Origin of the sequence: Pseudoalteromonas sp. APC 3691, from assembly GCF_030408135.1 — a bacterium.
GTDB lineage: Bacteria > Pseudomonadota > Gammaproteobacteria > Enterobacterales > Alteromonadaceae > Pseudoalteromonas.
On the sequence record NZ_JASDCB010000033.1, the window covers coordinates 34,856 to 45,948 of the forward strand.

Below are 11,093 nucleotides of genomic sequence, written 5' to 3' on the forward strand. Positions count from 1 at the left end.
TAACTAAGCGTCTTGCTTAGCCTCTTCTTCACTAATTTGTTTTAGTGCCTGAATAAACGAGTCGCTTGGTTGTCCGCCACTGATTGCATATTTATCGTTGATAATAAATGTAGGTACTGACGTAATGCCCATTTGTTTAAAGTTATCTTGCTCTTGGCGTACGTCTTGTACGTATTTATCTGAGTGTAAAATACTACGTGCCTCTTCTTTATCAAGGCCAACACTTACTACTACATCAAGCAGAGCATCTTCTTGGTTTAAGTATTTTAAATCGGTGAAGTGCGCTTCAAAAAAGGCGAGTTTTAGCTTCGTTTGCTTACCTTCTTCACGTGCCCACATTAATAAACGATGCAAATCAAAGCTGTTGATCATGATACGTTTGCCATCAAAATTAAAGGTAAACCCAGCACGCTGACCGGCTTCGAACATGTTTTTACGATTTTCGTCGCCTTGCTCTTCTGTTAGGTTGTACTTTTGCATTAAGTGTTCGTTTAAGTCTTGACCTTCAATTGGCATATCTGGGTTTAGTTCAAAAGGATGCCACGTAATATCTGCGCTCATTTCGTCTTTGAGTTGCTCTAGTGCAGTTTCTAGGTTTTTATAACCCACTACACACCAAGGGCACATTACGTCTGAAACGATATCAATTTTAAAGTTTTTCATATTTATCCTTTTGAGGATTGCTTTGGTATAACAGGGGATATTGGGATGAACTGCACTTTATCAATGCCAAACTAAAAAGAGCAGCTAAGCAGCTGCTCTTGAAGGTATTCAGTTTTAAGCGTTAAGGCCAAATGGGTCGTCAATACTATAACTTGGTTGTGTAAACCAATGAGGGCCGTTGTCGGTCATGTAAAAATGATCCTCTAAACGCACGCCAAATTCATCGGGTATAACTAACATTGGCTCGTTACTAAAGCACATGCCTGGGGCAAGTGGGGTTTTATCACCGCCAACTAAGTATGGCCATTCGTGAATATCTAGCCCAATACCGTGACCCGTTCGATGCGGGCAACCCGGTGTTTGGTAATGCGGGCCTAGCCCTTGCGCTGCTAAATAGTTACGTGCGCCCGCGTCAACGTCTTCGCACGTAGCACCAATTTTAGCTGCATTAAACGCGGCCATTTGCGCTGCTTTTTCATGATCCCAAAACATCCGTTGGCGCATTGTTGGTTCGCCAAATACATAGGTACGGGTTATATCTGATAAGTAATCGTGTACTTTACAGCCAGTATCAATTAGTACCATATCGCCTTTTTTAAGTATTTGGGCATCTTTAACACCGTGCGGGAAAGACGTTGCAACACCAAATAAAACAATACAAAAATAGTTACCTGGCGCACCTACTTTTTGGTGTGCTTGCTTAATAAAAGCTTCTACTTCGGTGGTGGTTATTCCCTCATAAAGCATGCTTGCTGTGGCTTGATGCACGGCTAAGGTCATGTCCATCGCGCGTTGCATTAAGCTAAGTTCATGAACTGATTTATGCATACGGCAATGCGCCGTTACAGGTTGTGCATTTATGAGGGTTAAACCCATTTGTGCTTTATTAATGCCGTCGAATATAAAAAATTGTGCGCTTTCATCAATGCCAATAGTTGCGTTTTCATTAATGTTTAACTTTTTTAATACTTCGACAAAAAGTGCATAAGGATTTTCGTGCTCTTGCCACCCATGAATAGGTCCCTCTATTACTTTAAACCCGTTTAGTGAACCAATTTCGAAATAAGGCGCAATGTATTGTACTTCACCAAGGGCGGGTAATATCGCGCCAACCATGCGCTCGCTCGCGTACCATTTCATGCCTGTAAAGTAGGTAAGGTTGGTGCCAGCGTTTAAATAAATTGCATCTATGTTGTTTGCTATCATATACGCTTGCGCCTTGGCTATGCGCTCTAAATGTTCGTCAGCTGCGATAGGGGTCAGCGTTTGCGTCATGTTACTTAGGCTTGCCAGCGCTTGCTCGCTTGATTGTGTACCAATACCTATGGTGGTCATATTTTTCTCCTTGGATTTTTAGCTAGTGTGATTAATACCAAGGTAAAATTCAATGTTATGCGATAAGAGGCTATTAGTTTATAGCCTCTTAAAAGGGCATATTATTTTTTAGCGTACGGTAAACGCGTGAGTTTATTACTTGTGTGGTAGCTATCAAGCCCGGTTACTGCCACGGTTTCAATAGCCTGTAAATCTAAAAAGCCATCACTTTGAAGTGCTACTTCATCTAAATACACATCAGTGATTTCACCTATTACAAGCTCTGTGCCATTGATGGCTAAATGTTGGTTTTCTACAAATTTAACCGAGTACTTTAAGCGGCTTTCTTTAACAAAAGGCGCTGCAAAGTCATTTAAGTATTCAGGCGTTAAGCCTGTAGCATCAAACTCAGACTCGCCTTTGTCGTAGCGGGCTGATGTTTGATGAGCTTGCTTATAAATAGCTTTATTAACCTGGTTAATGGTGTAACTACCGGTTTCGATTATGTTTTCGAACGTATGTCGAGGCACGCTATTTGGGCGCATTATCATGCCAACTAGCGGCGGGTGAGCACCTAAATGAATAACTGAGCTAACAATGGCGAGATTAGTATTGCCTTGTTTGTTTTGCGTGCCAATTAAGTTAGCGCTTTTAAAACCCGAAAGCGAATTAATTAAATGAGTACGAGTGTGTTTTTCAAGTGCGTTTATGCGCTCTTTAGTAAAATGCATTAAAGGTCCTTACCACGGTATGTTTTCGCCTTGCCAATCTAAGTAGGCAGGCTCACCATTGAGTTCTAAATGAGGGTTATTAAAAGTAAGTGTAAAAAGCTGCTTAGCTACAAATTCAGCTGTAAAGAGTTTTCCAGCGGGTACGTTTTTTTGAAATGGCTTTGAAAGCGCAGTATCAGTAGTCCCTGGGTGAAATAAAACGAGCTTGGTATTTTTAGCTCGGCGTGAAAGCTCAATCGCTGCGGTTTTAAATAGCATGTTAAGAGCTGCCTTAGAGGCGCGATACGTATACCAACCGCCTAATTTATTGTCGTCAATGCTGCCCACACGCGCACTAAGTGCTGTAATAGTACAGTGCGTTTTATGTGTTAAGAGCGGCAAAATACTCTGCAAGCAAAGTAGGGGAGTTAGGGTGTTTGAATTGAGAAGTTGGCTAAAATACTCAGCGTCTAAATCCTCCAGCTTTTTTTCGGGCATATGGGTTTCGTTGTGCAGTGTACCATTGAATATAATAACTTGTTGTATATCGGCATTTTGCTCTTTTAGGTAATTAGTAACGCGCGCTAAACTTTGTTTTGTGTAGTCAGTGTGTAGGTGGACAACACTAGAGTCAGATTCAATGCTTTTTGAACTAATACAAACAATCTGATGAGTAGGCGTGTTTATTTGTAAATGTTCTATATATGCATTTGCTATGGCACTGCTTGCGCCGAATAAAACAATGGTTTTCATTTATCACCTTTTGCTTTTAGTCCACATTGGCCGTTACTGCACTGAGTATTTGGCATCAAAAAGCGACTGATGGGGTGCCTATACTTTGCAAATAACAGGTATCCGCAGTCAGCGAAAAAGCGAATTATTGGCAAGCGAAAAATTTTCAACCAGCTGTGTTTACCCACTATTTTCCATGCTTCGTACGTTACATCAAGCCCGTAAATCATTTCACCTGATTGCTTTTGGGCTTGCAGGTAGTTCATTGCTTTGTCTTTATCAATATACGAGTAGCGTTCACTAAAGTCGCTCGCGTTAAGATCTTCAAGCGTAATTAGATTTTTAGAGTCTACGTGTTTTAGTTGCTGCATTTCGGTGCTGCAAAGAGGGCAGTTTCCATCATAAAAAATGATCATGTAATTGCTTTGTGATTATTTTATATATACTTTTTTACGACAAGACATTGCAAATGGATCTATTAAATATCTCTTCATGATGATATTAATAGTGTCCTACGAAACAAAGGAGAATGAGAAATGAGTGAACAATATGCCGCCTTGCGAGGTAATGTAAATTTACTTGGGCAATTACTAGGACAAACTATTAAGGATGCTCAAGGCCAAGCTATTTTAGATAAAGTAGAAGAAATTCGGGCTTTATCTAAATCATCTCGCAGTGGTAATGAAGACGACAGACAAGCGCTAATAGACGTTTTACATGCGCTTAGTGATGAAGAGCTTTTGCCGGTTGCCCGTTCATTTAATCATTTTTTAAACCTTGCTAATGTAGCAGAACAATTTCATACCGTTTCGCGTTTTAATGACGTTGGCCTTGGTCAACAAAACCCTCTCACTCAAACATTAAAAACGTTAGTTACAAAAGCAGAACAAGGCCAGCTAGATAGTAATCATTTGGCCGAAACACTCTCAAAACTCCACATAAACTTAGTATTAACCGCCCACCCAACCGAGGTGACGCGCCGTACTATTATTAACAAACATGTTGAACTAAGTGATTGCTTAGCGTCATTAGAGCGAAAAGATAACTTACCGCTAGAGCGAGACGCTATTTTAAATCGTATTGAACAGCTTATTAGCCAGGCTTGGCATACCGACGACATTCGTCGCTCTCGCCCAACGCCAGTTGATGAAGCTAAATGGGGTTATGCGGTAATCGAAAACAGTCTTTGGCACGCTGTTCCGCGCTTTTTACGTGAATTTTCAGCCAATGTTAAAGAGCAATTAAGTTTAGAGCTACCAAAAGATTACAGCCCGATTGAGTTCACATCTTGGATGGGTGGAGACCGTGATGGAAATCCATTTGTAACATCGCAGGTTACAGCAGAGGTGCTTGACCACGGTCGTTGGATGGCGCTTAACTTATATATTCAAGATTTAAAAACGTTATGCGCTGAATTATCTATGTCAGACGCCAGTGATGAGCTTATTGAGTTGGCAGGTCAAGACTTTGAACCATACAGAGCGGTGATCAAAAAGCTTAAAAACCAAGTTGCAGAGACCGTGGCTAACCTGGGCGCTAAAATTAAAAATAAGCGTAGCGATTCACAAGATTTAATTACCGATATTAATCAGCTTAAGCACCCTGTAGAGGTCTGCTACCGCTCGTTATTAAAGTGTAATATGAAAGTAGTTGCAGATGGCTTATTGCTTGATTTACTCTACCGTATTAATAGCTTTGGCTTGCGTTTAGCTAAACTCGATGTGCGCCAAGACTCGTCTCGTCACAGCGATGTTTTTTCTGAGCTGACTCGTTATTTAGGTTTAGGCGACTACAACCAATGGCAAGAGCAAGATAAACAAGCTTTTTTACTTACTGAACTTAACTCTCGCAGACCGCTTATTCCAAAACATTGGCAACCAAGCCCTGATGTTCAAGAAGTGCTAGACACCTTTGATGTTATTGCTAAGCAAGACGAACAAACATTTGGCTTGTATATTATTTCGATGGCGCGAACAGCATCAGACATTTTAGCAGTACAATTATTGCTAAAAGAAAGCGGCTGTAGCTTTGATTTACCAGTAGCACCCTTGTTTGAAACACTCGACGATTTAAACGCAGGCAGTGATGTAATTACTACATTACTTGATAATGTTTGGTATCGCGGGCACATTAAAAACACCCAAAATGTAATGATTGGTTACTCTGATTCAGCTAAAGATGCCGGCATGATGGCAGCAGGTTGGGCGCAGTACGAAGCAATGGATAAACTAGTGCAGCTTGCTGATGAGCGTGGTATTGAACTTATTTTATTCCACGGACGTGGTGGCACAGTAGGGCGTGGTGGTGCACCTGCTGCACAAGCGCTGCATTCACAACCGCCAGGTTCGTTAAAAGGTGGTTTGCGTGTAACCGAGCAAGGCGAGATGATTCGCTTTAAATTTGGTTTACCCGATGTAGCACTGCAAAGCTTAAATATTTACGCAGGCGCAGTACTACAAAGTAACTTATTACCGCCGCCGGAACCAAAACCGCAGTGGCGCGAAGTAATGAAGCTAATAAGTGAGGAGTCGTGTGAACACTACCGTAATGTAGTTCGCCACGATGAAAACTTTGTACCTTACTTTAGAATGGCAACACCTGAGCTTGAACTGTCTAAGCTACCGCTTGGCTCGCGTCCTGCAAAACGTAATCCTAATGGTGGCGTTGAAAGCCTGCGTGCTATTCCATGGATTTTTGCGTGGAGCCAAAACCGTTTAATGCTTCCTGCATGGTTAGGTGCGTTAACAGGCTTAAAAGCTGCGCTTAATAAGTACGGCGCAGAAACACTCAACGAAATGAGCTTACAGTGGCCGTTCTTTAGATCGCGCCTAGAAATGCTAGAAATGGTATTTAGTAAAGCCGATTGTTGGTTGAGTGAGCATTACGATAATGCGCTGGTGGAAGATATGTACAAACCATTGGGTGTAACACTTCGTAAAGAGCTTCAAGAAGCCATTAGCTTGGTGCAATCACTTAGCCCACAAAAAAGCCTACTCGCCGAACAACCTTGGATTAAGGAGTCGATTAGTTTACGTAATCCGTACACCGATCCACTTAACCTATTACAGGTTGAGCTTTTACGCCGTGCTCGCTCAGAGGAAAAACGAAACGAAGGTGACATTGATAATGCGTTAATGATCACGATGACAGGTATAGCTGCAGGTATGCGTAATACCGGCTAACACTTTATTTTGTTAGGTATACCTATTGGTATTAAAAGGGAGCACGCGATGTGCTCCCTTTTTTTGCGTTAAATAGGCTGGTATTTAACATCCTAACCTTTTAAACTACTTAGCCATTGAATAATTAAAAAATATTATGGCTTCAGCAACTTTTACTGTACAGCAAGATACAGCACTTACAAATTCGCACTTCACATTAAGCGTAGCGCAAACAGCGTCATTACGTAGTCAATTAAAATCACAACGTGGCATATTAAATTCTAATAATATTAAACAGTTATGTGCACAGCTAAATGTGTCTGATGATGTATTACTACAAGGTTTAGTACCTTTAGCTTCTGAGTATGCCGTTGCGCCAGTGTCAGATTTTCATGTAGGCGCAATTGTTAAAGCGCTTGATGAAAAGGGTGAGGTAAACTTTTACTTTGGTGCGAATGTAGAGTTTGATCATCAAGCATTGAGTTTAGTGGTTCATGCAGAGCAATCGGCTATAAATAACGCATGGTTAAACGGCGCTAAAAAAATAGTTAAAATTGCGATTAGCGATGCGCCTTGTGGGTATTGTCGCCAGTTTATGAACGAACTAGCTGATGCGAAAGAGTTTGATATTTTACTTCCTGATCAGCAATTTAAACTTGCTGAATTACTGCCGCATTCATTTGGACCTACCGATTTAGGTAACGAATTTAGCTTATTTAACCCAAAACCACAGCAAGGTAATTTTAGCGCTGAAGACCTTGATGAAACCCTTGCGCGTTTTGCACTTAATGCGTATGTGCCTTACAGCCACAACTTTAGCGCCGTAAAAATAAGTACATTTAGTGATGGTGATTTTTACGGAAGTTACGCCGAAAATGCAGCTTACAGTCCAAGTTTATCGCCACTACAAAGTGCACTAAGTCAGTTCTTTTTAGCTGGGCTTAGCTTTAACGAAAGTACGGTGAAGGGAATAACATTGCTCGAAACAGCGGGTCGTGAAAACCAGTCGCAAGTGGCAAAAGCTGTACTTGCCAGTTTTACGCATTTACCAGCACTTAAAGTAATTAGCGCACCACTTAAATAGTGGCTTGCATACAATAAAGCACAGCCGGCGCTGTGCTTTATTAAAGCGAGTCATTCTATCGAATTAACACACTCACTGACTGCTATAACCTATATTAATCAAGTAATACTTTAGCTGCTTCTAATACTACTGCTACAGATTTACGCTCAATTTCACCGTGGTCTACATTTGGTATTTCTTGGCGAGTACGGTTAACAAGTACGCCAGCTACACATGCCGCTTGTAATCCAAGGGCTGCACACATAGTAAATAATGTTGCCGATTCCATTTCGTAGTTCATCACGCCCAATTTTTGCCACTCTTCGCAGCTACCTTGTAGTGATTTAGGAACGTAACCAGAGTGCGTATCGTAACGCTCTTGCCCTGGGTAGAATGTATCGCTTGATGCAGTAATGCCAATATGAAAATCGATATTTAGGTTTTTACATGCTTGTACCATAGCTTGTGTTGCATAAAAGTCAGATACAGCAGGGTAGCTAAGTGGTGCAAAATGTTGGCTAGCTCCGTCTAAACGTACAGACGCTTGACTAATTAAAATTTCGCCTTCGTTAATGTGTGGCTGAATTGCACCGGTTGTACCAATACGTAAAAATTTACGCACGCCAAGTTGTGCTAATTCTTCTACTGCAATCGACGTAGATGGACCACCAATACCTGTAGAACATATAACCACAGAGTGGCCGTTTAATTGACCTAAATAAACATGAAACTCGCGAGTTTGAGCAAGGCAGGTTGGGTTGTCTAGGAATTGTGAAATACGTGCTGCACGATCTGGATCGCCCGGTACAATCGCAAGTTTTGCACCTTTAAGATCGTCAATACATAGTCCTAAGTGAAATACCTTTTCCATAGCTAAGCCTTTTATAATAATTTGTTGTCAATCTAGCATGATTGCTAGAAACGTTTATCAAGTACAGGACGATTGTCCGTTTTATCTTAACTCTTCCAATAAAGCCTTAATAATTTTAAGGGCTAATTTGATTTATTCACCAACTATGAATATTCACTCAAGTACTTATATACGTAGCCTTGTTGCGCTGTTGACATGTTCAAGCAGACATAATAAGTATCACTCAAGCGCGTAACTACGATTAAATGGATGATAACATATTTTCATTAATATCAAATAAATTCAATGGCTTAACCTTGTAGTGAACACGTAAAAACTAACGTGTTTACTTATATTAAGCACTGACTTATTTAGCAAAGTGGCATTTATTTGAAGTTTAGGCATTTTTAGTGATTTTGCATAACTAATCAAAAGTAATCAAAACTAATTAGCTACGTACAGAATAAAAACCGAAGGAGTTTATTATGAGCACACAATTTGAAGCATTTAAAAACAAAGTTGAGCACTGTTTGTGCGCACCGGGCGATGGCGTATACACAGTAAATACTGCAAAAGAGCGCAAAGCCGCACTGCGTAATAAACTTTACGGACAAACTGAAAACGTTGATAACTTGTGGCGCGAGTCTTTAAACGAATTACCAAACTCACCACATAAAGCCGTTATGTTAGGTATTAGCTCCGACTGTGGCGGTGGTATTTTACGCGGCGCAAACTGGGGACCGTTGTTTGTACGCTCAGCATTAATTGATCAGCAACCGCAGTGTCATTCGTTTGATTTAGGTGATGTACGTGTAATCCCACATTTACTTCATGACAAATACCTAAATGATGCAACCATTTCTAATTGCCAAAAAGCTTTGTATGGTAATGAAGATAACGACTATTACGTAAGCCCGTTATCAATCACTGAGGATGTATGCGACAGTTTTTACGCAACGTTTAAAGATAAAGGATTATTTGGGATTGGTGGCGATCACTCAATTAGTTACCCACTTACTAAAGCGTACTTAAAAGCAAAACGTGAGCAAGGTAAGCGCACGGCTATTATTCACTTTGACGCGCATACCGATTTACTTGTGGAGCGCTTAGGTATTGATTTATGTTTTGGCTCGTGGTGTACACATATATTAGAGTTTTTACCGGCGCCGCATCATTTAATACAATTTGGTATACGCTCAAGTGGCAAGCCTAAAGCGCATTGGGAAAATACTTTTGGTGTTAAACAGCACTGGGCACATGAAATCATTGAACGCGGCGCAGCAGCGGTTGCTGCCGACGCTATTGCACAGTTAAAAGCCGATAACGTTGATGAAATATACGTAAGCTTTGATATTGATGCGCTTGATGCTGAATTTGCATCTGCCACAGGTACACCAGAGCATCACGGTTTAACGCCTCAGCATGCGCTTGATATTTTATCAGCCATTGCGGATGAGTTTCCTATTACGGGTGCAGATATGATGGAGATAGCGCCATTTACCGACAGCTCTTTAGTTGGCCAATCAAGCTCAGAAACTACACTTAGAGAAGGCGCTAAAATTTCAGCCTTTTTAATTAGTGCAATGAACAAGTAAGCTGTAGAAGCTATAAATACTAGCACTATCAGCGTATAAGTGTGCATCACATGACTAAAAACTAGCAGTTCATAAAGCCTCAGCTATATTTATTAAATACATATAATGAGTTAGTTGAGGCCTCGCTAGATGAAATTGTTGATCTTTTTATTGTTCATTAGCTGTATTAAAGTTGATGCAGCTGAAATTACAATAGTAACGGAAGTATTTCCGGACTTTCAGTATATTAATGAAGATAACAAACTCGTTGGCCGCTCTGTCGATAAAGTTCATAAAGCGCTAGAAGGTACAGGTATAAACTACACTATGTTGGCGCATAGTTGGGCCATATCCTACAATGCAGCGCTACGTGATAAAAACACCTGTATATTTTCGATTGTTCGATTACCTAATAGAGAAAGTAAGTTTAACTGGGTAGGCGAACTGGAAAGCTTTGACTCTGCCATTTATGGTCTAAAATCCAGAGGTATAAAGTTAAACACTCTCAATGATGCTAAAAAATACAAAATAGCAGTACTGCGTGATAACTTTAGTCATCATTATTTGCTTGAAAGGGGCTTTAGTGAAAGCAAGCATTTATTACTCATCGATAGCCTAGATAAAATAGATAAACTCATAAGCACTCGTCACCATATACTTGATTTTGTTATCCTCAACAAAAAGCAATTTAACTATCGAGTTAAAACAGAGCCTAAGCTTGAGTTACTAGAACCATTACTTGATTTAAACACAACTCAGTCTCCGTTATTTTTTGCCTGTAATATAAATATGGATCCGGCTTTAGTTTCTCAATTAAAAGTTGCCTTTAATAAAATTTAAGCACTTTAAACTCACTGTTTTACCTCTTAAATAATTGAAAATTAATAGCTTAAATATATGTAACTATTCAGCCTCATCTGAAATGAATACATCAGGCAGCTGATTTTTGAATAATAACTCAAGGGCTAGGCTTGCAGATACATATTGTTTTCTGCAAGTCGATAAATAGCTTCTCAGCAAGCAGAA

General features: G+C 40.3%; 10 protein-coding genes. 4 read left to right on the top strand and 6 right to left on the bottom strand.

Features of this window, described 5'->3' with window-relative positions; genetic code table 11:
* Positions 1–3 precede the first annotated feature (3 nt).
* The 5 genes from QL998_RS11950 to QL998_RS11970 all read right to left on the bottom strand — a co-directional run bounded on the left by QL998_RS11950 (position 4) and on the right by QL998_RS11970 (position 3,835).
* The gene (locus QL998_RS11950) at positions 4–663 is read right to left on the bottom strand and encodes a DsbA family oxidoreductase (protein WP_290192760.1); all 660 of its coding nucleotides are present in this window, start codon (positions 661–663) and stop codon (positions 4–6) included.
* Between the two features lie 114 nt (positions 664–777).
* Positions 778–1,998 carry a Xaa-Pro peptidase family protein gene (locus QL998_RS11955; RefSeq protein WP_290192761.1) on the bottom strand — a complete coding sequence of 407 codons (1,221 nt, stop codon included), beginning with the start codon at positions 1,996–1,998 and terminating at the stop codon, positions 778–780.
* A 101-nt stretch (positions 1,999–2,099) separates the two neighbouring features.
* On the bottom strand, positions 2,100–2,708 hold the full coding sequence (locus QL998_RS11960) for a flavin reductase (RefSeq protein WP_290192762.1): 609 nt from the start codon (positions 2,706–2,708) through the stop codon (positions 2,100–2,102).
* A 9-nt stretch (positions 2,709–2,717) separates the two neighbouring features.
* Positions 2,718–3,440 (bottom strand): SDR family NAD(P)-dependent oxidoreductase, encoded by a 723-nt coding sequence (locus QL998_RS11965; protein ID WP_290192763.1) that lies wholly within the window; start codon positions 3,438–3,440, stop codon positions 2,718–2,720.
* Positions 3,437–3,835, bottom strand: coding sequence for a DUF393 domain-containing protein (locus QL998_RS11970; protein ID WP_024605706.1), 399 nt, complete (start codon positions 3,833–3,835; stop codon positions 3,437–3,439). The genes QL998_RS11965 and QL998_RS11970 overlap by 4 nt, the downstream gene beginning before the upstream one ends.
* Before the next feature lie 120 nt (positions 3,836–3,955).
* Here QL998_RS11970 and ppc point away from each other — a divergent pair, with 120 nt between their 5' ends.
* Both ppc and cdd read left to right on the top strand, forming a co-directional pair.
* Entirely contained in the window at positions 3,956–6,601 is a 2,646-nt protein-coding gene (gene ppc / locus QL998_RS11975) for a phosphoenolpyruvate carboxylase (protein WP_290192764.1), read from the top strand.
* Between the two features lie 136 nt (positions 6,602–6,737).
* Positions 6,738–7,664: a cytidine deaminase gene (gene cdd / locus QL998_RS11980; RefSeq protein WP_290192765.1), complete on the top strand. Its 927-nt coding sequence runs from the start codon at positions 6,738–6,740 to the stop codon at positions 7,662–7,664.
* 94 nt (positions 7,665–7,758) lie between these two features.
* Here cdd and udp read toward each other — a convergent pair whose 3' ends face one another.
* Entirely contained in the window at positions 7,759–8,514 is a 756-nt protein-coding gene (gene udp, locus QL998_RS11985; RefSeq protein WP_007375563.1) for a uridine phosphorylase, read from the bottom strand.
* 464 nt (positions 8,515–8,978) lie between these two features.
* On the opposite strand from udp, the gene QL998_RS11990 reads away from it, so the two are divergent.
* Both QL998_RS11990 and QL998_RS11995 read left to right on the top strand, forming a co-directional pair.
* Positions 8,979–10,088: an arginase family protein gene (locus QL998_RS11990; protein WP_290192766.1), complete on the top strand. Its 1,110-nt coding sequence runs from the start codon at positions 8,979–8,981 to the stop codon at positions 10,086–10,088.
* Positions 10,089–10,217: 129 nt separating this feature from the next.
* Positions 10,218–10,907 (top strand): transporter substrate-binding domain-containing protein, encoded by a 690-nt coding sequence (locus QL998_RS11995; RefSeq protein WP_039488472.1) that lies wholly within the window; start codon positions 10,218–10,220, stop codon positions 10,905–10,907.
* The last annotated feature ends 186 nt before the right edge of the window (positions 10,908–11,093 follow it).